This is a genomic window from Maricaulis sp., assembly GCF_048270095.1.
Taxonomy (GTDB): Bacteria; Pseudomonadota; Alphaproteobacteria; order Caulobacterales; family Maricaulaceae; genus Maricaulis.
On the sequence record NZ_JBLWTL010000007.1, the window covers coordinates 20,119 to 39,613 of the forward strand.

The window sequence follows — 19,495 nt, forward strand, 5'->3', positions numbered from 1 at the left end:
CCTGATCGCAGTGTCGAACTAACCGGCGCTGGCGACGGCTTCGCCATCGCTGCTGTCGGTTTCGGTATCGGAAGTTTCATCGCTTTCGGCTTCGCTCTCGATGGTCGCCGAATAGTCGGGCAGAACGTTGCCATCGGCGTCGAGTGAGCGCAGACGCATGCCGGTGCTGGCACCGCGGATCGGAGAGATTACAATCATTTCTCCGCCGGAGACGCCGGACGAGACGACCAGCCGATCAACATTCGAGGTCACGACGGTGACAGTGCGAATGTCCAGCGTGCCGCCTGCATTGACCACGTAGACTGTGTTTTCGCCTCGCAGTGCGGCCCTTGGCAGCACAACCGCATCCTGCACGTCTCGACCGCGAATTTCCGCTTCGACAAACAGGCCAACGGCCAGGGGCGCGCCGGTCGCTGCCGCTGCACCATAGGGGTCTGCGACCTGGGCCGTGGCGTAGAGAACGCGCGTTTGCGGGTCGATCGCGCTTTCGGTTCGGGTGATGAAGCCCTGCCACTCACGGGGCGCACCGGCGAGAACTGCGGTCAAACGGACCGGAATTCCCTCACTGTCGGGGCCGGCATTGTAAGCAATAGGGATGCCGAGCAGGCCGAGATCATTGTCGGTGAGCGGCAGGCGAACCAGGATGGTATCGGTCGAGAAAACTTCACCCAGCGAGGTGCCTGCTGTCACGAACTGACCAAGATCGGCACCTTTGACCCGGACGCGGCCGTCGAACGGGGCGGAAACGCGGGTGCGATCAAGATCGAGACGGGCCGCCCGCAAGCTGGCCTGGGCCGATGCGAGCTGGGCGCGAGCGTCGGCGAGTTGCGGTTCGCGCAGGGTGAGCGCGGAGGCCTGACCTTCACCAAGGTCCGCCCATTCACTCAAGGCGAGCTCCGCCTCTGCCTGCTCGCGGATCAGGCCTTGCTGGGCCTGCGCGACCAGCGCAGCGGCGCGTGTGACGGCAAGGTGATAATCAGCATCATCGATCTGGACGAGCGTTTCGCCTGCCTCGAAGAAACCGCCTTCGATGAAGTTGGGATTGACGTAGGTAATCCTGCCGGTGACTTGCGGCACGAGGTTGATCTGGGTGCGTGGACGCGCCTGGCCCTGCGAGTGCACGGTCAGGGCCACAGTCTCCCGCCGGGCTTCCTCCACAAAGGCCGCGACCGGCTGCGGCGTTGCACTCGCGCGCTGCGGCTCTGGCTGGGTGGAGAACAAGGCGATGATGATCAGCAGCACAACGGCTCCGGCGACGCCGAAGATTGCGAAACGTCCGATAAGTTTTCCCATAACTATTCTCCTGTCTGCGCGGCCGGGTCTGCGGAAGGTGCCGCGGAGAAGTCGCCGGCGATGGCGAGGTAAAGATCAACCCGGTTCGTCGCGCGATCACGACGAGCCGAAATGTATTGGCTTTCGGCGCTGATGCGCCGGCTTTGGGCATTCAAAAGGTCGAAGATCGTCGCGACACCGCTGGAGTATTGGCGGGTCACGAGCGCTTCGGCCTCGGCGGCCTCATTGAAGGCCTGTTCGAGGCTGGTCACGCGCCGCGCCAGAATTCCGTCGGCATGGATTGCGTTCTCGGCTTCCTGCCAGGCGGTCAACACGGTCGAGACATAGGTCGCGACCTGCAAGCGGGCATTGGCTTCAGCCTGATCGCGTTGCGCCCGCAAGCGGCCGCCGGAAAAAATCGGTGCCGCAATCGATGCGGTGAGATTGGAAATCAGGGTGTCGACATCGAACAGGTCGGCGACATCTGTGCCGCCACTGCCCGTCCCGCCGCGAAGCGTCAGGCTTGGGAACAGGGCCTTGCCGGCCGCGTCGGCCCGCAGACCTGCGGCGACGAGGCGGCGTTCTGCGGCGCGGACATCCGGGCGGCGGATGAGCAAGTCGCCCGGCGCGCCGACACCGGCAAGGCTGGAGATATCCGGGAAGTCACCGTCGCGGGCAATCTGTCCAGACGGATAGCGGCCAAGCAGCGTTTCCAGGCTCCGCGCTGCAGCGGTCTCGACCCGTTGACGGGAGGCCAGGGCGGCTTCGGAGGATGCCAGTGCGCTGCGTGCTGTGCGAACATCTGAACTGCGTGCCAGGCCCCGCGCAAAACGGCGTTCCGTCAGGTTGAGAGAGCTTTGGCTGCGCTCGACGTCACGTTCGGCAAGTTCGCTTTGCTGCCGCGCCTCGATCAGGCCCAGCCAGCCCTTGGCTACCAGGCCGGCAATCGACAAGCGGGCGCCACCAAGGTCGTCGGCAGCTGCTTCGGCATCCAGCGTGCCGGCAGTGGAGCCATCGCGCACCCGGCCCCAGAGATCGACTTCCCAGGATGAGGTCCAACCCAGGGTAAAACTGTCCGTTCCGCTGCCTTGATGCGGCTCGGTCCGCGTGTAGTCGCTGGCGAGGTTCAGCGACGGCAGGTGGCTGGCACCGGCGATGCGGGCGCTGGCGCGGGCCACGTCATAGCGTGCGAGAGACTGGGCCAGGCCGGGATTGGTCGCCAGGGCCTCGTCGACCAGAGCAGCCAGGCGGGGCGCGCCCAGCGAATCGACCCAGTCTTGTGCGGCAATCTCGCCAGAGGCGTCAGCCGCCGATGACCAGCTTTCCGGGGAGGAGGGCAGGTGCGCGTTTGGCTGAAAGGTCGGGATGCTTGCGCAGGACGTTGCCGTCAGAGCCGTTGCGATGATGAGGATTCTTTTCTGCATGCGATGTTCCAGCGCGTGATGAAATCGACAGTTTCGCCAAACTAGGCGGCTCATAGCGAATGTCAACAGATTTTTATCGAAAAACACTAAAACATTAGCGAATGACATGAAAAGCCTCTCGATTTTCGAGATGTAAAAATTCGTCGGCAGGGACGGTTCGGTGATCCGCTTCTGCACAGACCTGGAATGTGCGATAGAGCTGTGTGTCGGTGCCGGACGCGGTCAGAATTGCGCCACGCTCTATGCCGAATTGATCGCCAGATGGCGAATGAAACTTGAGAAAGGTCGACGTGGACAATCAGCCCTCAATCCGGATCCGCCGCCGCGACACGGCGGCTGTCGCAACTATAGGCTCGCTGGTGCTTGTGGTGTTCTGGCTGTTTGGCGAACTCGGCTTTGTCGAGACCGTCGTCGCAATCGCGACCTTCGCCGGGCTGTCGACTTTCTACTATCTGACGGTCAGTACCACGCTGAACCCGGAGCCCGGCGCAATTCCGGCAGCCGCCGGAGCCGTGCCGCCGCCGGGCCCGGCGACCGCTGAGCTCATGCTGCGGCAACTGCCCATCCCGGTTGTGCTCGTGGGCCCCGACGGCCGGATAGAAATGGCCAATCCCGCCGCCCGCGAATTTCTTGGCCTTGGCGCGTTGACAGGGCATCTGTCGTCGGTGTTGCGCCAGCCGGGTGTGCTGGACGCGGTCAGTGCAGCGCTCCGGGGGCAGTCCGGCCCGCCGGTGGAGTATTCCACCATGGCGCCTGATGAGAGCCATGTCCGGGCATTCGTTGCACCTATGCGAGCTTCGGACGATATGCTGACCCCCTGGCGAGCCATGCTGGTGCTGTCGGACGAGACGTCAATCAAACGCGCTGACCGGATGCGCGCCGATTTCCTTGCCAATGCAAGCCATGAATTGCGCACGCCGCTCGCATCCCTGGCGGGCTTTATTGAAACCCTCCGCGGGCATGCCCGGGAGGATCCCGAGGCCCGCGACAAATTTCTCTCCATCATGTTCGATCAGACCGAGCGGATGAGTCGGCTGATCAATGATCTCCTGTCGCTCTCGCGGGTCGAGATGGACCAGCATGTCCCGCCTGACGGTGAGGTCGACCTTGTCATGCTCGCGGGCGAGGTGATTGAGTATCTCCGGCCCCAGACAGCGGACAAGGACATCCGCCTGATACTTGAGGCGCCGGATACCGCGCTGGCAATCGGGGATCGTGATCAACTGACCGAGGTGTTCCTGAATCTGATCGAAAACGCGGTCAAATATTCTGACCCGCAGTCCAGCGTGCTGGTACGGATCGAACCAGGCCAGCTACGCGACGAGGCCGAGCGTCCGGCATCGCTCCTCGGCGAGGGGGCGAGCCGGCGGACACTGGCGGCACCCAAATCAGGCTCCCGGGAACGTTATGTCACTGTCAGGGTACAGGACAGGGGCCGGGGAATCGACCGGCGCGACCTGCCCAGGCTCGCCGAACGCTTCTACCGTGTTGGCGGACAGAAGAGCGGCCCGAATGAGGGCACGGGGCTGGGGCTCGCCATCGTCAAACACATCGTCCACCGGCACCGTGGCGGATTCACGGTGGACAGCATGCCGGGAGCGGGTTCGGTCTTCTCGGCCTTCTTTCCTGAGGCCGCGGGAGGGTCCAACGACGGTAGTGACTAGCGATCCGGACGGACCGGAACTGTGCCGGCAGGACCGCTGTCACAAAACCGTTGCGTATCTGTCATAAAGGGGTGTCGGGTGGCCGATACCGGTTGGGTGTCTGCTGAATTGACGAGCCGCGGTGGCGTTTGGGTTGGGGCCGGATTGTATGTCGATTATAACCATCGTCGCACTCGCTTTGCTCGTGATGATCGCCGGCGGCTTCTATGTCGGGCGGTCGCGCGCAATTGCTGCCGTGGAAGGCGCGACGGCGGGCTTGCACTCGCTGCCCAACTATCATGGTTATTACGTAGCGATCTGGACGGGCGTCCCCGCTTTTTTCCTGCTCGGTCTGTACGCCATCTTTGGCGGCCAGCTGGTTGACCGCCTGGCGATCAGCGAATTGCGAGTGCAGGCCGTAGAAATCAACAGCCGGCTTGATGATACGCTCGCCGCTGACACCGATTTTATTGAACTCAATCATGCCGCGGATAATTTGCGTGGCCGTGTCGATGCCTTGAATGACGAGATTTCCGCCCTGCGTAGTGCGCGCGGTGACAACCGTGATCCGGACCGTCTCACCCGGCTGCGTGCGGAGCAGATTGAGGCGTTGAACCTGTCGACCGCCGCCGAGGATGCGGTGCGCGCCCGGCGGCAAGCCGTTGTCGCTGCTGTCGAGGCCGATGCGGTCGCCGACGGTGCCAGCGAACCGGCGCTGGCCGGTTATGAGCTGGCCCAGGCGCCGCATGAGCGCCGTCAGCTTTTCCTGTCCGACAGTCGGCGTATCGCGAGCGGCGAGCTGGCTAGTCGTGATTCAGTAGCCTTGCGCGCCGCAGCGCAGGCGATCGCCGGCTATGACAAAAGCGTCAAAATCGGTGCCGCCGCCCTGGCCCTGGCTCTGGGCGTTCTTGGATTTGGCCTGACCCGTGCACGGATCGCCAGCCAGTTCCGGGCGCGCAACAATGTCGAGCGTCTGGTAACGGCGGCGCTGTTGCTGTCATCGGTCATCGCCATCCTGACGACTGTCGGGATTGTGCTCTCGCTGCTGTTCGAGAGCCTTCGCTTCTTCGCATCCGTGCCCGTGCTCGACTTTCTGTTCGGGCTGCAATGGAGCCCGCAAATCGCCATTCGCGCGGACCAGGTTGGCCAGTCCGGTGCTTTTGGTGCGGTGCCGCTCTTCGCCGGCACGGCGATGATCACGGTGATCGCCATGGTAGTCGCGGTGCCGATCGGTTTGTTCTCCGCGATCTATCTGTCAGAATATGCCGGCCCGAAGTTCCGCCAAATTGCCAAACCGGTCCTGGAAATCCTCGCTGGTATTCCAACCGTTGTGTACGGGTTCTTCGCCCTGCTCGCGGTCGGACCGGCGATCCGCACGCTGTTCACGGCGCTCGGGTTTGAGAGCGTCGTAACTCAAAGCGCGCTTTCAGCCGGGCTTGTGATGGGGGTCATGATCATCCCCTTCATTTCGTCCTTGAGCGATGACGTGATCAATGCCGTTCCGCAATCGCTGCGCGATGGCTCCTTCGCCATGGGGGCGACCCGTTCGGAAACCATCACGAAGATCGTTATGCCCGCAGCGCTGCCCGGGATTGTGGGGGCTATCCTGCTGGCCGTCAGCCGCGCGGTTGGCGAGACGATGATCGTTGTCATGGCCGCCGGGCAGGGCGCCAATTTGACGGCCAACCCGCTTGAATCCGTGACCACGATTACGGTCCAGATCGTGATGTTGCTGACCGGCGATCAGGAGTTTGACAGTCCAAAAACCCTGTCCGCCTTCGCGCTGGGGCTGGTCCTGTTTGTCCTGACCCTGTTGATGAATGTCGTCGCCCTTCGCGTGGTCCAGAAATATCGGGAAAAATATGACTGATTCCCCCCGAACATTCCCTCTGCGTGAAGACGTCGAGCGCAGACTGGCCAAGCGCTATCGCGCGGAACTTCGGTTCCGTTCGGCCGGCTTGACCGCAATCGCTGTCGCCGTAGCGATCTTGTGCATCCTGGTCGGATCTATCGCCAGCGAGGGCGTGCCGGCCTTTACGGTCAAGGAGCTGGTGTTGCGCGTCGAACTCGATGCCGACCGAGTGGACCCGGAGGGTGATGGTTCGGTCGCATCCCTGCGCCGCGGGTCTTACAACCGGGTGCTCCAGGACGCCTTGCGTGAGGCCTTCCCAGGCGTCACGGCGCGCAATGACTTGCGGGCCCTGTTCAGCCTCTACACCCCGCTGAACGCAACACGCCTGATGGACGATGTGCTTAACGAGCCCGCCCTGGTCGGGACCAGCCATGTCTTCACGATGCCGCTGGCTGACGATCTCGATCTCTATCTGACGGGCCGTCTGGTGGAGGATCGCATCCTGCCAACGGCCGGGCACCTTACGGCAAGCGCTGATGGTGACATGGTTTCGCTACGCTCCACCACGGATGATTTCGCAGCACTGGCGCGCGAGATCGAACAATCAATGGCAGCCGAGGCGCGGACGCTGGAGCTGCGCGTCGAGCAGCTTCGCCTCGCTCTTGACCAGGTTCCGGCCGCCGATGCGCCGCGATTGCAGGCCGAAGCCGACAGGCATGCTGCGGCGGCGGTCAATCTGCGGCAGCTGGCCCTCGCGCCGGATGGCTTCTTGCCGCTGACCGGGGATGTGCCCAGCGTGATCGTTGAAAGCGGCGGGCAGGCTTTCCGTCTGACGCAGTTGGCGGTCGACGGTCAGAGTGCCCGCGGTGAAGCGGCGCTCGGGAATGGCGAGGTCGGCAGTGCGGAAGACTGGACCCTGTATGTTGTGGATACGCCGGAGTCGCGCCGTCGTGTCTCCGATCAATTGATCATCTGGACCCGCTCTCTGGTCGAGCGTGACATGATCCAGACCGGTTTCAATACCTATCTCTTCGCCAATGCCGACTCGCGAGAGCCGGAGCTGGCTGGCATCAAGGGCGCCTTGTACGGCTCCATTCTCACCATGATCATTACCATGTTTCTCTCGGTCCCGATCGGTGTCTTCACGGCGGTCTATCTGGAGGAATATGCACCGAAGAACCGGGTGACCGGCTTTATCGAGGTCAATATCAACAATCTGGCGGCGGTCCCGTCGATTGTCTTCGGGCTATTGGGCCTGGCGGTGTTCATCAATTTCTTCGGCCTGCCGCGCTCCGCGCCGCTCGTCGGCGGACTGGTCCTGTCACTGATGACCTTGCCGACGGTGATCATTGCAACCCGGGCTGCGCTCAAAGCTGTCCCGCCATCCATCCGGCAGGCTGCACTCGGGGTTGGCGCGTCCAAGACGCAAGCAGTGTTTCACCACGTCCTGCCTCTGGCTGCGCCCGGTATCCTGACCGGCTCGATCATCGGGTTGGCCCAGGCCTTGGGCGAGACGGCGCCTTTGCTGATGATCGGCATGGTCGCCTTCATCGCCGATGCGCCCAGCCTCGGCCTGGCCGGGTTTACCGAGCCGGCAACGGTGATGCCAGTGCAGATATTCCTCTGGTCGGACGGCGCTGAGCGGGCTTTCGAAGCGCGCACCGCCGCGGCTATTCTCATCCTCCTGGCGCTGATGATCGGCTTCAATGCCGTTGCAATCTATTTGCGCCGCCGCTTCGAACGAAGGTGGTAAGCCTATGCACGACGCCCAAACTCAACCGACGGTCTACCACAAGAATGCGCTCGGGGACTCGGAAATCAAGGTCGAGGTCCGCGATGTCAGCGTGTCTTATGGCGAGAAGCAGGCATTGTTCAATGTGTCGCTGGATATCCCCGACAAGAGCGTGACCGCTTTCATCGGCCCATCGGGTTGCGGCAAGTCGACCTTTCTGCGTTGCATGAACCGGATGAATGACACGATTGACGGTGCCCGTGTCACAGGCTCGTTGAAGATTGACGGGGCCGAGGTCAATGATCGTGCCGTCGACCCGGTCGTGCTGCGCGCCAGTGTGGGAATGGTGTTTCAGAAACCGAACCCGTTTCCCAAGTCGATCTATGACAATGTCGCCTACGGACCACGTATTCACGGACTGGCCTCCGGCCGCGACGAGCTCGACGCCATCGTGGAGCAAAGCCTGCGCAAGGCGGGATTGTGGGCCGAAGTCTCTGACCGACTGCAGGATCCGGGCACGGGTTTGTCGGGGGGGCAGCAGCAGCGTCTGGTCATAGCCCGGGCGATCGCGGTTAATCCGGAAGTCATCCTGATGGATGAACCGTGTTCGGCCCTAGACCCCATCGCCACAGCGAAGATCGAGGATCTGATCGACGAGCTGCGCGAGAATTATTGCATCATCATCGTGACCCATTCGATGCAGCAGGCGGCACGCGTGTCGCAGATGACGGCATTCTTCCATATGGGGTCATTGATTGAAGTGGGTCCGACCGAAGAGATTTTCACCAATCCTCTCGAGTCACGGACGCAGGATTACATTACCGGCCGCTTCGGCTGACGAGGCGATTGCCCGAGGAGGGTCAAATGGCGTTATCCAAGCATGCACATATCGTAACGGCCTATGGTGAGGAACTGGACAAGCTCGCTGACGAACTCGCGCGGATGGGCGGGTTGGTCGAGATGCAGTTGGTGGCCGCGGTTGACGCGGTCGTCCGGCGCGACGCGTCTCTGATCCCGGATGTTCGCAAGCGCGAAGTTCAGGTCAATGCGATGCAGGTTGATATCGAGCGCCGGGTGATCCGGCTATTCGCCCTGCGCCAGCCGATGGCGACGGATTTGCGGATGACGATTTCCGCCCTCAGGATCGCCAGCGATCTGGAACGGGTCGGTGATCTCGCCAAAAATATTGCCTATCGCTCCAAGGACCTCAACACATTCGCGCCGCTGGCTGTTCTGGACCGTGTCGAGCGGCTGGGCGAAATCGTCGCCAAGCAATTACACGAAGTGCTTGATGCGTTGTCATCCTTCGATGTTGAGCCTGCCATCCGGGTCTGGCGCAATGATGATGAAGTGGATGAGCACTACAACAGCCTGATCCGCGAGATGTTGCTCAGCATGGCGGACAATCCTGCGCTGGTCGGGCCGGGTGCACACATCCTCTTCGTTGCCAAGAATCTCGAGCGGGTTGGCGATCATGCCACTAATGTGGCCGAGGCGATCCATTATATGGTGACTGCCGAGGCTCTTGATCCTTCAGACCAGCCGCCGCGTTGATGCAGCGAAGAGGAGCCTGCGATGAAAGCTCGAATTCTGGTCGTTGAGGACGAGGACGCCCTCGCGACCCTGTTGCAGTATAATCTGGAAAAAGAGGGCTACCACGTCACGCTTGCCAGCGATGGCGAGGAGGCCCTGATGCTGACGGGCGAGGCTATTCCCGACCTTGTCCTGGTCGACTGGATGCTGCCCAAAGTATCTGGCATCGAGGTCTGCCGCCGTTTGCGCGGCCGGCACGAAACCAGCAATCTCCCCATAATCATGCTGACGGCGCGCGGCGAGGAGACGGACCGGATACGTGGGCTCGATACCGGGGCTGACGACTATATCGTCAAACCCTTCTCCATGACGGAGCTCTTCGCCCGTATCCGCGCTGTCTTGCGCAGGATCCGGCCGGGGCTGGCCGAGGACCTCAATACTGCCGGCGATATTGAAATCGATCGCGTGGCCCACCGTGTAAGTCGCGCCGGGCGCGACATCCGCCTCGGGCCTACGGAGTTTCGCCTGCTTGACTATTTAATGCAGCATCCCGGCCGGGTTTTTTCCCGCGAACAATTGCTCGATGCGGTGTGGGGTTCAGATGTCTATGTCGAGGCTCGAACCGTTGATGTGCACGTCGGACGGTTGCGCAAGGCGATCAATAATGGTCACGAAACCGATCCGATCCGGACCGTTCGTTCGGCGGGCTATTCCTTTGATCTCAGCGGTCGCTAATACCGGGCTGTCGTGGAATGCAAAACGACCGCCCCGAGGGGCGGTCGCTGCATGAAGAGTCCGGAAGGTTCGACCCGCATACGGGTCGGCCTCTGATGATCAGAAATTATACCGGCGTGTTGCGGTGATTGAATTCAGGGCCGCGGCGGCCTCGCCGGTGCGCCGGCGTTTCTGGCTTGGCTGGTAGGCCATGTTGGCGTGCGCATCACAATAGGCTGCGCTGGGATCAGCTTTGCGGCCACAAAAGCGGAAGCTCGATTGCGACGGATCGCCGATGGGCCATTTGCACATGCTGTCCTTGAGGGTCAGCACGGTTGCGAATTCGCCCGATGGCAGGACCGCTGGTTCCATGGGGGCGGTGAGTGGCGCCGCTGGTGCCGACGGTGCCGGACGCACGGCGCGCACCGGTTCGACCGACGCGGTGGTCGTGCGTGGCCGTGAAGGCTTTGCCGGGCGGCGAGCCGGACGCGACGGTGTCGCGCGACCTGACAGACCGAGCCTGTGCACCTTGCCAATGACGGCATTTCGGGTGACACCACCCAGCTGTTTGGCAATCTGACTCGCGCTCAGGCCTTCCGACCAAAGCTTCTTCAGTTCTTCGACACGTTCGTCAGTCCAGGCCATCGCAACTCTCTCCCGGTTGGGATGCGCTAAGCCACCTTGATGATGGTAAACAGCGCACGCCTCAATTCATGATTAATTACACTATATATTGTAGCCGATGGGACAAAAACCACAAGATCGGGCTGGCACCAATCCTGTGGAAAGCTCACTTGCCAGCCAAATGGTTAACGTTGATGGTTACTGAAACCTTAAGGGTAATCCGTTATGATTAATGCCACTTCCAGACCCGTCGCCAGTCCGCGCAGTTTCGGCGCGATCAACGGGCTCGGCTTGTGGACTCTCTACAAGAAGGAAGTCCGCCGATTCCTCAAGGTGATGACGCAAACCGTGCTGGCGCCGGTCGCGACGACCTTGCTCTACATGACTGTTTTTTCCGTCGCGCTGGGATCCGGGCGCGCTGCAGTCAATGGCGTTTCCTTCGTGGAATTCCTCGCTCCGGGCCTCATTCTCATGGGCTTGCTGAATAACGCCTTCGCCAACACATCCTCCTCCATTCTGGTGAGCAAGGTGCAGGGCAATGCCGTTGATTTCCTGATGCCGCCCTTGTCTGCACTCGAACTCGAGATCGCCTTCATCGGTGGCGCGGTGACGCGCGGTCTGCTGGTTGCTCTGGTGACTGCCGTCACGCTTGTCCCCTTTGTCGATGTCATCCCTGTGCACTATTGGGCCGTCGCCTATTTCGGGATCGGTGCGGCGGCGATGCTCGGCATGATCGGAATTCTCGGTGGGCTGTGGGCGGAGAAATTCGATCACATGGCCGCCGTGACAACGTTTGTGATCACGCCGCTGACCTTCCTCTCCGGCACCTTCTATTCGATCAGCCGTCTGCCCGAACCCATCCGTCTGGTCAGCCAGTTCAATCCGTTCTTCTACATGATTGACGGTTTCCGCTACGGCTTTACCGGCTTTGCCGATGGCTCCGTGATGATCGGTGTCATCCTGGTCGCGGTGATCAATATCGCCCTCGCGATTGCCTGCTATCTTCTGCTGCGTGCAGGCTGGCGCTTGAAGAGCTGAGCGGACGGGCCTAGACCGTAACCATGCCGATCAGCGGCCCGTTCACACAGTCCGGAGAGACCCGATGCCTGCGCCTATGATGGATACCTACGCCCCGCCCGAACTCATTTTCGATCACGGCAAGGGCGTCCGTCTGTTCACCGATTCTGGTGACAGCTATCTTGATTTCATCTCCGGGATTGCCGTGAACTGTCTCGGACACGCACACCCCAAAGCCGTTGCAGCGCTGACGGAACAAGCCGGCAAGCTGTGGCATTTGTCGAACATGTTCCGTGTTCCGGCGGGTATCGAACTGGCTGACAAGCTGACGGCCGCGACGTTCGCAGACCGGGTCTTCTTCACCAATTCCGGTGCCGAGGCGATGGAATGTGCATTGAAAACCGCCCGGCGCTACCAGTTTGTTTCCGGCAATCCGCAACGCTATCGTATCATCACCTTCACCGGCGCCTTTCATGGCCGCACCTATGGTGCGATCAATGCCGGTGGTAACCCGAAATACCTCGAAGGTTTCGGCCCGGCGATGGAAGGGTTCGACCATGTCGAATTCGGCGATCTTGATGCTGTCCGCGCGGTGCTTTCTGAAGAGACTGCGGCGATTTGTGTCGAGCCGGTTCAGGGCGAGGGTGGTGTGCGCGCCGGTGCTGATGCATTCCTGCGGGGCCTGCGTCAGATTTGCGACGAAAACGGCCTGATGCTGATCTATGATGAAGTCCAGTGCGGCGCCGGCCGCACCGGCAAGTTGTTTGCCCACCAGTGGGTCGATGGCGCCGAACCTGATATCATGGCGTCGGCCAAGGGTATTGGCGGGGGGTTCCCGATGGGGGCCTGCCTGGCGACCGAGGCGGCCGCCCAGGGCATGGTGGTGGGCACGCACGGCTCGACCTATGGCGGCGGCCCGCTGGCCATGGCCGTCGGCAATGTTGTGTTTGATGAGCTGACTTCGAACGGTTTCCTCGAGCATGTCGTGGAAATGGCGAACTTCATGCAACAACAATTGCACGGCCTCGCCGACCGTCATCCTGACAAGATCGAGGAAGTGCGGGGCAAGGGTCTGCTGCTCGGACTGAAGCTGAAACCCGGTTTCGATCCCAAACAGCTTGTGGCCAAGGCCCGCGATCGCCATCTGTTGATCGGCGCTGCCGGTGACAATGTCGCCCGGATGGCGCCGCCCCTGATCATCACGCGTGACGATGCCAGCGAGGCGATTGCGATCCTCGACGAGGCACTCGGCGCTCTTTAGGCGAGTTCCATGACCGATATTGCACCCGCACAGTCCGGCGAGCCGGGCGATTTCATTGCGGGTTTCCAGGTAGAAGACCGTGCGGTGCGGGGGCGTGTCCTCCGCTCCGCCGGCACGCTTGACCAGATACTGACAGCCCATGATTTCCCCGAGCCGGTCGCGCGCCTGCTGGGTGAGGCGGTTGTGCTGGCGGGGTTGGTCGGTCCGGCGTTGAAATTCGACGGCCGCTTGATCATCCAGGCCAATGGCACCGGGCCGGTCTCCTTCATCGTTGCAGAATATACCACGGGCGAGGGCGTACGCGGTTTCGCCAAGATGGATCGAGATGCCGTTCTCGCGGCGCTGGCCGCTGCCGACAAGGCGACTCCGCCGATCAAGACGCTGCTTGGCGAAGGCTATTTCGCCATGACGATCGATCAGGGTCCCGACATGGACCAGTATCAGGGCGTGGTCCCGCTGGAAGGCGATAGTCTGGCGATCATTGCCGAGCACTACTTCACCCAGTCCGAACAGACCCCGACCCGGCTGCGCATGGCGGTCGGCGAGGTCTGGACCCAGGAAGGTGGCAGGCAATGGCGTGGCGGCGGTGCCTTGTTACAGGCCGTGGCCGGCGATGAAAGCCGCGGCGACGCCAAGGATGACTGGGATCATGTCCGCGCCCTGTTCGAGACCATCAGCGATGATGAATTGCTCGACCCGCTCCTGTCCGCGGGCGGGCTGCTCTACCGGCTCTTCCACGAAGACGGTGTGAGGCTATTCGATCCGGAAGTCCTGCAGCGGCGCTGTTCGTGCGAACGCGAACGGCTCTTGCGGATCATCGCCAGCTTCCCGGCCGACGACCAGACGCACATGACCCGGGACGGCAATATCGTGATGACGTGTGAATACTGCAATCGCGACTGGAGCTTCCTGCCCGGCGAGCTCGATGCGATCGAGACCTGATCCGCGCGCTTCAGGATCTCCAGAAGCGCGGCATCAGCACGACAAGCACGGCGAGCACCTCCAGCCGGCCGATCAGCATATTGGCGGTGAGGATCCATTTCGCGGCATCGGGAAGGGGCTGGAATGTACCCGCGGGACCGATAATATCCCCGAGGCCGGGGCCGACATTGGCCAGCGATGTTGCGGCGCCTGAGAGGGCGGTCGTCAGGTCAAGGCCGATGGCGGAGAGCAGCGCCGCGCTGATCGCATACACGGCGAAGAAGACGAAAAAGAAGCCCAGCACCGAATGCAGCGCGCTGTCGGCAACTGGCCTGCCATTATAGCGCATCGGAAAAATCGCGTTCGGCCTCAGGAGATGCGCGAGGTAGCGCCGGATGGCGGTGCCGGCGATCTGATAGCGGAAAATCTTGATGCTGCAGCTGGTCGAGCCGGCACAGCCGCCGATGAACATGAAGACGAAAAACACCGACTCTGCGGCCGCGCCCCAGGCACCATAATCAGTGGTCGCATAGCCGGTGCCGGTTATGATCGAGACCGCATTGAAACTGGCCATGCGCCAGGCCGGGTCGTCACCATGAACGCCGGTGAAAACGAGTACGCTGGTCAGGAGCGCCGTCGCCAGCAGGATGACAAACAGAAAGCCGCGCGCCTGTGCATCCTTGAATATACCCTGAGGCTTGCCGCGCAGCGCCATCACGAGAAGTGTGAAGGGCAGGGCTGCGGCGATCATGAAGACCAGGGTGATCATGTCGGCCCCGGTGTGCATGAATTTACCCATCGACTGGTCGGAGGTCGAAAAACCGCCGGTCGACAGCGTGGACATGGCGTGCGCCGTGGCATCGAGCAGATTCATGCCGGACATCAGATAGGCGACCGCGCAGATCAGCGTCAGCATGGCGTAGACGGCGGAGATATTGGCTGCGATCTGGGTCGCCTTGGGCAGGACCTTGTCGGTCTTGTCGCCGGTCTCGAGCAAGAAGAGCTGCATGCCGCCCACGCCAAGCATCGGCCAGAACGCCATCGCGGTGACGATAATGCCAATGCCGCCAAGCCATTGCAGGATAGCGCGCCAGAGCAAAAACCCCGGCGGGCGGAAATCGAGCCCTGTCAGCACGGTCGCGCCGGTTGTCGTCAATCCGGACACGGCCTCGAACAGGGCATCGGTCCAGTTCATCCCCTGGTCGGCCAGGCGCATGGGCAGGGCCGCGGTGATCGACAGGGCGATCCAGGCGCCGACCATCAGCAGGAAGACGCCGCGCGGGGTGATGAAATCAACCGGTCCGCGATTGGCCAGCGAGATCGAACCACCGAAAAACAGGCCGAGGACAGCGGACAGGAAGAAAGCGCGCGCGCTCTCGGTCTCGTCGGCGATGAGATCGACGAGTGCCGGAACCAGCATGCCGGCCGAGAGGAAGGTCACCATGATGCCAATCATGAAGACCACAGGGCGCAGGGACATATTCAATGCAACAGGCTCCGCCAATGCGGGCGCCAGGCATGCGCCGCGCGGGGAGGCCTAATGCAGGCTGAGGCGGTCATAGGGCCGGTCCAGCGGAAAATCGGGAATGATGGCGGCAAAACTGTCGCCGCCTTCGCGGCGCATCTCATAGCTGCCGCTCATGAAGCCCGAGGGCGTGGAGAGCGGCGCGCCACTGGTATAGCGAAAGCGCTCGCCGGGCCTTATCACCGGCTGTTCGCCGACCACACCGGGGCCCTGGACATGTTCGCTACGCCCCATGGAATCGGTGATCACCCACTGGCGAGAGATCAGCTGCACTGGCTGGGTCGAGGTGTTTTCGATCTCGACCGTATAGGCCCAGACATAGCGATTCTCATCGGGCTCGGATTCGTCTTCGAGATAATCCGGGCTGACACAGATTTTCACGCCGTCGGTCTCGTGCTCGTACATGCTGTCTCATCCGCCCATTGCCGCCCGTCGGCCTTGCCAGCCGGGTACGTGTGTTCGCTATCATCCGCCTGCTCGCGGTCTCGCTCAACCCCCTACGGTCAGCATGGCTGGACAGGAGGCGGCGTATGTTGGACACCTTTGCACCGTCCGCAGCCGCCCAGATCCTGTCATGTCCGCTTCCGGTATTCTTCCAGACAATCACCTCAAGGCCTTGTTCGACCAGGGCGTCATCGCCGCGGACAACCCGCCCGATGGGGCCCAGATCCAGCCAGCCAGTATCGATTTGCGGCTGGGCAGCAAGGCGTTTCGCCTGCGCGCCAGCTTTCTGCCCGGCAAAAACATGACGGTCGCCGACCGGCTGGCCGATGATCTGGTCATGCATACGGTGGATCTCAGCGCGGGCGCGGTGCTGGAAACCGGTTGCGTCTATCTTGCACCGCTGCAGGAAAGCCTCAGGCTTCCCGCCGGTCTCAGCGCCGCGATGAATCCCAAAAGCTCGACCGGCCGGATTGATGTCTTCACGCGCGTTATCACCGATTACGGCATTGCCTTCGACCAGGCGCCGCTGGGGTATGAAGGCCCGCTCTATGCCGAGATTTGCCCGCGGACATTTTCCATTCTGGCGCGCGAAGGCGACCGGTTGAGCCAGATCCGCTTCCGCCGCGGCGCCCACCAGACTTTGCGCGACGTGACGGTCAGTGTTGACCTTGCCGGCTTTGAAAATGGCATTGTCGGGTATCGTGCGCGCCGTCATGCCGGGCTGGTCGATCTCGCCAGGCTGGGCGGTCATGCCAGCGCGCGTTTCTGGGAACCAATGACCGCGCCGGATCGCCGCCTGGTTCTGGATCCCGGTGAATTCTACATCCTGGCGTCACGCGAAGCCGTTTCGATCGGTCTCGACGAGGCCGCGGAAATGGCGCCGATCGCGCCGGAGATCGGTGAGTTCAGGGCGCATTATGCCGGGTTCTTCGATCCCGGCTTCGGGATTGCCGAGACCGGAGGGACGGGCAGTCGCGCGGTGCTGGAAGTGCGCGGTCATGATGTCCCCTTCATGCTTGATCACGGGCAGGCCATCGCCCGCTTGGTCTATGAGCCCATGCTTGCGCCGCCAACGGCCGCCTATGGCGCTGTTGCTTCCAATTATCAGGCGCAAGGCCTCAAGCTCTCCAAATTTTTCGCTGAGTGACGCGAACGCGTCGTGGAGAAAGGCTTGGCCAGCGCGAAACGGGCGGATGATGCGCGCACAAACCCGCTCTGCCCTGCGGACGGGACGCCGCCGCGTGCAAGAAGCCGTTTCCGTGGCCTGTCCGCCCCCGTATAGTGCCGGTCGATGCGGGTGTAGCTCAATGGTAGAGCAGAAGCTTCCCAAGCTTACGACGAGGGTTCGATTCCCTTCACCCGCTCCAGCGCTCTCTTTCAGGTCTGGCCGGATGGATCCGCCGCTGCGGGTGCCGCCGCAACTTGTGGCAATTGATGGCTGTATAGCGGATTGACACTCGTTCGGCATGCGCGTCAGATCGCGTGGTCTGGCCGATGATCGAGGGGGTCGTCGCCGATCGGTGGGGGATATCCATGCGCGTATTTCTGGGACTTTTCGTGATCATGCTCTTCTCTGGTCACGGGGTGGCGCAGGTGGAAACCTATGCCGCCATGCCGCGGATATGGGCGGCCGACCTTTCTCCCGACGGTACGCATCTGGCCACCGGCTGCAGTCCGCGCGGCGTGCGCGATATCTGCATTTACGACCTGGTCGGCGGTGCGGCGCCAATCGTGATTCCGGCGCCGGATGGCGGCGAGATGTCGACCTTTGATTGGCCGGGCAACGAGTATCTCATCTATTATGTCGATACGGTTCAGACCTTTCCGACGCAGGACGGCTTGCGGACGCGGACCTTGACCCAGCCTGTCGCCTATTCGATGGCGACCGGGCATTCGGAGATGCTGCTGGTCAATTCACGCCTGGTTTCACCGATGGTGGGGGCCGAGGGGCGCGTCGCCATGGAGATTACATTCGCGCTCGACACCCGTGCGGGATCCGGCTCGCGCATTGGCGGACGAGATGACAGCGGCACCGTGGTATATGAAATGAATCTGGAGAATGGCCGTCGTGTCCGTCGTATGGAAGTGTCGAACGGCTCGACCATCGGCTATCTTCTCGACCCCGAGGGCGAGGTGGTCGTGGATGTCCGGCGGTTTGACCAGACCGGGCAGTACTCCGTGCACAGACCTGACGCGGCGCAGAACTCCGCGATCTACTCGGGCATCTTTCCGGCAAACCAGCCACAGGTTTATGGCGTCATGGATCATGGCGAGGCCGTCGTGATCCGGATTCCCGGAACCGGTCTGCGGCGGCTGGACATCGAGACAGGCGCGCTCAGTGCGTTCGATGTCGGCGGGGAAGACGTGTCGCAGATGAGCGCTATCGTCGATTATTATGCCAGCGAAGTTGTCGGTTTCCGCTATACAGACGACCTGCCCCGCCAGATATTCATCGATCCGGAGCTCGCTTCCCTTCATGCGGAACTGAAACAGATTCTGACCGAGGATTCGGTTGTTATTTCCACCTGGACGCCTGACCGGACCAAGCTCGTCGTCGAAGGGCGCGATGCCGGCCAGCCGGCGAATTATTATCTGCTCGACCTCAATACCGGCGGGCTCGGCTTGCTGGATGTCGAGACCGTGCTGCCCGAGGGTCAGGCTCCTGGTTCGCGCGAGTATCTGGAATTTACCGCATCAGACGGTCTTGTGGTCCCGGCTTATCTGACCCTGCCGCCCGGATTCGCCGAGGGGGATGCTCCGCCCGCGCTGATCGTGATGCCACACGGCGGACCGCGTGCCCGTGATACGGCGGAGTATGACTGGTGGGCCGCTTTCTATGCCGCGAGAGGCTATGCGGTCTTTCAGCCCAATTTCCGGGGTTCGACCGGCTATGGCCATGCATTTGAACGCGCCGGCTATGGCGGCTTCGGGTCACGGATGATCGATGACATCATCGAAGGGGCCCACAATCTACAGGAAACCGGCCGTGTCCGGCCGGGGCAGTACTGTGTCGTCGGCGCCAGTTATGGCGGCTATGCGGCACTGATGACGGCGTTGCGCGACGCCGACAATGTCGCCTGTGCCGTCTCTTTCGCCGGTGTGACGGATCCCTTCGCCTTCCTCGGCAGCCGCACCCGCTGGCAAACCACCCTGCGATATTGGGAGCAATATATGGGTGATCGGTTCGGAGATCGTGACGAGCAGGCTACAATCACGCCGGTTGCTCGCGTGGACGAGCTCACCATGCCGCTGCTGATCCTGCATGGGGAGGACGACACGACCGTTCCCTATGGGCAGTTGCGCCTGTTGCGCAATGCAATGGAGGGCCGGGACAGCGTTCGGTTCGTCACCTTGCCGGATGCCGATCATTATCTGGGCACGCCCGAGGCGCGCACCACTTTGCTGCGCGAAAGCCAGGCCTTCCTCGACGCGCATTTTCCGGCCCATTGATCAACGCTCAGCGTCGCCGCAACTGGCTCAGATCCAGTCCGGCCAGCTCGGCCAGGTGGGCGATCATGATGACGCCGAACGCG

Annotated in this window: 16 protein-coding genes and 1 tRNA gene; 12 read left to right on the forward strand and 5 right to left on the reverse strand. The window is 62.0% G+C overall.

The genetic code is table 11. The features are described 5' to 3' along the window. Positions 1 to 18: 18 nt before the first annotated feature. Positions 19 to 1,293: an efflux RND transporter periplasmic adaptor subunit gene (locus ACN0YJ_RS06000; RefSeq protein ID WP_417489964.1), complete on the reverse strand. Its 1,275-nt coding sequence runs from the start codon at positions 1,291 to 1,293 to the stop codon at positions 19 to 21. Between the two features lie 2 nt (positions 1,294 to 1,295). After that, on the reverse strand, positions 1,296 to 2,696 hold the full coding sequence (locus ACN0YJ_RS06005) for an efflux transporter outer membrane subunit (RefSeq protein WP_417495633.1): 1,401 nt from the start codon (positions 2,694 to 2,696) through the stop codon (positions 1,296 to 1,298). A 275-nt stretch (positions 2,697 to 2,971) separates the two neighbouring features. Here ACN0YJ_RS06005 and ACN0YJ_RS06010 point away from each other — a divergent pair, with 275 nt between their 5' ends. The 6 genes from ACN0YJ_RS06010 to phoB all read left to right on the forward strand — a co-directional run bounded on the left by ACN0YJ_RS06010 (position 2,972) and on the right by phoB (position 10,191). After that, positions 2,972 to 4,360 (forward strand): ATP-binding protein, encoded by a 1,389-nt coding sequence (locus tag ACN0YJ_RS06010; RefSeq protein WP_417478671.1) that lies wholly within the window; start codon positions 2,972 to 2,974, stop codon positions 4,358 to 4,360. A 148-nt stretch (positions 4,361 to 4,508) separates the two neighbouring features. Further along, on the forward strand, positions 4,509 to 6,209 hold the full coding sequence (gene pstC / locus ACN0YJ_RS06015) for a phosphate ABC transporter permease subunit PstC (RefSeq protein WP_417478672.1): 1,701 nt from the start codon (positions 4,509 to 4,511) through the stop codon (positions 6,207 to 6,209). After that, a complete protein-coding gene (gene pstA / locus ACN0YJ_RS06020; RefSeq protein ID WP_417478673.1) occupies positions 6,202 to 7,944 on the forward strand; it encodes a phosphate ABC transporter permease PstA in 1,743 nt (580 codons plus the stop codon). The genes pstC and pstA overlap by 8 nt, the downstream gene beginning before the upstream one ends. A 4-nt stretch (positions 7,945 to 7,948) precedes the next feature. After that, the gene (gene pstB / locus ACN0YJ_RS06025) at positions 7,949 to 8,761 is read left to right on the forward strand and encodes a phosphate ABC transporter ATP-binding protein PstB (protein ID WP_417495634.1); all 813 of its coding nucleotides are present in this window, start codon (positions 7,949 to 7,951) and stop codon (positions 8,759 to 8,761) included. 26 nt (positions 8,762 to 8,787) lie between these two features. Beyond that, positions 8,788 to 9,477, forward strand: coding sequence for a phosphate signaling complex protein PhoU (gene phoU, locus ACN0YJ_RS06030; RefSeq protein WP_417478675.1), 690 nt, complete (start codon positions 8,788 to 8,790; stop codon positions 9,475 to 9,477). A gap of 21 nt (positions 9,478 to 9,498) precedes the next feature. Further along, entirely contained in the window at positions 9,499 to 10,191 is a 693-nt protein-coding gene (phoB, locus tag ACN0YJ_RS06035) for a phosphate regulon transcriptional regulator PhoB (RefSeq protein ID WP_417495635.1), read from the forward strand. A 99-nt stretch (positions 10,192 to 10,290) separates the two neighbouring features. On the opposite strand, the gene ACN0YJ_RS06040 is transcribed toward phoB, so the two are convergent. Continuing rightward, positions 10,291 to 10,815: a GcrA family cell cycle regulator gene (locus tag ACN0YJ_RS06040; RefSeq protein ID WP_417478677.1), complete on the reverse strand. Its 525-nt coding sequence runs from the start codon at positions 10,813 to 10,815 to the stop codon at positions 10,291 to 10,293. A gap of 204 nt (positions 10,816 to 11,019) precedes the next feature. Between ACN0YJ_RS06040 and ACN0YJ_RS06045 the strand changes: the two genes are divergently transcribed. From ACN0YJ_RS06045 to ACN0YJ_RS06055, 3 genes are all read left to right on the forward strand, one after another. Next, on the forward strand, positions 11,020 to 11,832 hold the full coding sequence (locus ACN0YJ_RS06045; RefSeq protein WP_417478678.1) for an ABC transporter permease: 813 nt from the start codon (positions 11,020 to 11,022) through the stop codon (positions 11,830 to 11,832). 64 nt (positions 11,833 to 11,896) lie between these two features. After that, positions 11,897 to 13,072, forward strand: coding sequence for an aspartate aminotransferase family protein (locus ACN0YJ_RS06050; RefSeq protein WP_417495636.1), 1,176 nt, complete (start codon positions 11,897 to 11,899; stop codon positions 13,070 to 13,072). A 9-nt stretch (positions 13,073 to 13,081) separates the two neighbouring features. Further along, positions 13,082 to 14,014 carry an Hsp33 family molecular chaperone gene (locus ACN0YJ_RS06055; protein WP_417478680.1) on the forward strand — a complete coding sequence of 311 codons (933 nt, stop codon included), beginning with the start codon at positions 13,082 to 13,084 and terminating at the stop codon, positions 14,012 to 14,014. Between the two features lie 10 nt (positions 14,015 to 14,024). On the opposite strand, the gene ACN0YJ_RS06060 is transcribed toward ACN0YJ_RS06055, so the two are convergent. Both ACN0YJ_RS06060 and apaG read right to left on the reverse strand, forming a co-directional pair. Next, positions 14,025 to 15,473 (reverse strand): TrkH family potassium uptake protein, encoded by a 1,449-nt coding sequence (locus tag ACN0YJ_RS06060; RefSeq protein ID WP_417478681.1) that lies wholly within the window; start codon positions 15,471 to 15,473, stop codon positions 14,025 to 14,027. Between the two features lie 57 nt (positions 15,474 to 15,530). After that, complete coding sequence (gene apaG, locus ACN0YJ_RS06065) at positions 15,531 to 15,923, reverse strand: Co2+/Mg2+ efflux protein ApaG (RefSeq protein ID WP_417478682.1); 393 nt, start codon at positions 15,921 to 15,923, stop codon at positions 15,531 to 15,533. Between the two features lie 169 nt (positions 15,924 to 16,092). Here apaG and ACN0YJ_RS06070 point away from each other — a divergent pair, with 169 nt between their 5' ends. The 3 genes from ACN0YJ_RS06070 (at position 16,093) to ACN0YJ_RS06080 (ending at position 19,412) form a co-directional block, all read left to right on the forward strand. Continuing rightward, positions 16,093 to 17,109, forward strand: coding sequence for a 2'-deoxycytidine 5'-triphosphate deaminase (locus ACN0YJ_RS06070; protein ID WP_417478683.1), 1,017 nt, complete (start codon positions 16,093 to 16,095; stop codon positions 17,107 to 17,109). A gap of 146 nt (positions 17,110 to 17,255) precedes the next feature. Then, positions 17,256 to 17,329: transfer RNA gene (locus ACN0YJ_RS06075), tRNA-Gly, on the forward strand. A gap of 166 nt (positions 17,330 to 17,495) precedes the next feature. Continuing rightward, a complete protein-coding gene (locus ACN0YJ_RS06080) occupies positions 17,496 to 19,412 on the forward strand; it encodes an alpha/beta hydrolase family protein (RefSeq protein ID WP_417495637.1) in 1,917 nt (638 codons plus the stop codon). Positions 19,413 to 19,495 lie beyond the last annotated feature (83 nt).

What these genes read in the sequence shown, in the direction of transcription:
- ACN0YJ_RS06000 (WP_417489964.1), bottom strand. Translation starts at nt 1,293, where the DNA reads ATGGGAAAACTTATCGGACGTTTCGCAATCTTCGGCGTCGCCGGAGCC.
- ACN0YJ_RS06005 (WP_417495633.1), bottom strand. Translation starts at nt 2,696, where the DNA reads ATGCAGAAAAGAATCCTCATCATCGCAACGGCTCTGACGGCAACGTCC.
- pstC (WP_417478672.1), top strand. Translation starts at nt 4,509, where the DNA reads ATGTCGATTATAACCATCGTCGCACTCGCTTTGCTCGTGATGATCGCC.
- pstA (WP_417478673.1), top strand. Translation starts at nt 6,202, where the DNA reads ATGACTGATTCCCCCCGAACATTCCCTCTGCGTGAAGACGTCGAGCGC.
- pstB (WP_417495634.1), top strand. Translation starts at nt 7,949, where the DNA reads ATGCACGACGCCCAAACTCAACCGACGGTCTACCACAAGAATGCGCTC.
- phoU (WP_417478675.1), top strand. Translation starts at nt 8,788, where the DNA reads ATGGCGTTATCCAAGCATGCACATATCGTAACGGCCTATGGTGAGGAA.
- phoB (WP_417495635.1), top strand. Translation starts at nt 9,499, where the DNA reads ATGAAAGCTCGAATTCTGGTCGTTGAGGACGAGGACGCCCTCGCGACC.
- ACN0YJ_RS06040 (WP_417478677.1), bottom strand. Translation starts at nt 10,815, where the DNA reads ATGGCCTGGACTGACGAACGTGTCGAAGAACTGAAGAAGCTTTGGTCG.
- ACN0YJ_RS06045 (WP_417478678.1), top strand. Translation starts at nt 11,020, where the DNA reads ATGATTAATGCCACTTCCAGACCCGTCGCCAGTCCGCGCAGTTTCGGC.
- ACN0YJ_RS06050 (WP_417495636.1), top strand. Translation starts at nt 11,897, where the DNA reads ATGCCTGCGCCTATGATGGATACCTACGCCCCGCCCGAACTCATTTTC.
- ACN0YJ_RS06055 (WP_417478680.1), top strand. Translation starts at nt 13,082, where the DNA reads ATGACCGATATTGCACCCGCACAGTCCGGCGAGCCGGGCGATTTCATT.
- ACN0YJ_RS06060 (WP_417478681.1), bottom strand. Translation starts at nt 15,473, where the DNA reads ATGTCCCTGCGCCCTGTGGTCTTCATGATTGGCATCATGGTGACCTTC.
- apaG (WP_417478682.1), bottom strand. Translation starts at nt 15,923, where the DNA reads ATGTACGAGCACGAGACCGACGGCGTGAAAATCTGTGTCAGCCCGGAT.
- ACN0YJ_RS06070 (WP_417478683.1), top strand. Translation starts at nt 16,093, where the DNA reads ATGTCCGCTTCCGGTATTCTTCCAGACAATCACCTCAAGGCCTTGTTC.
- ACN0YJ_RS06080 (WP_417495637.1), top strand. Translation starts at nt 17,496, where the DNA reads ATGCGCGTATTTCTGGGACTTTTCGTGATCATGCTCTTCTCTGGTCAC.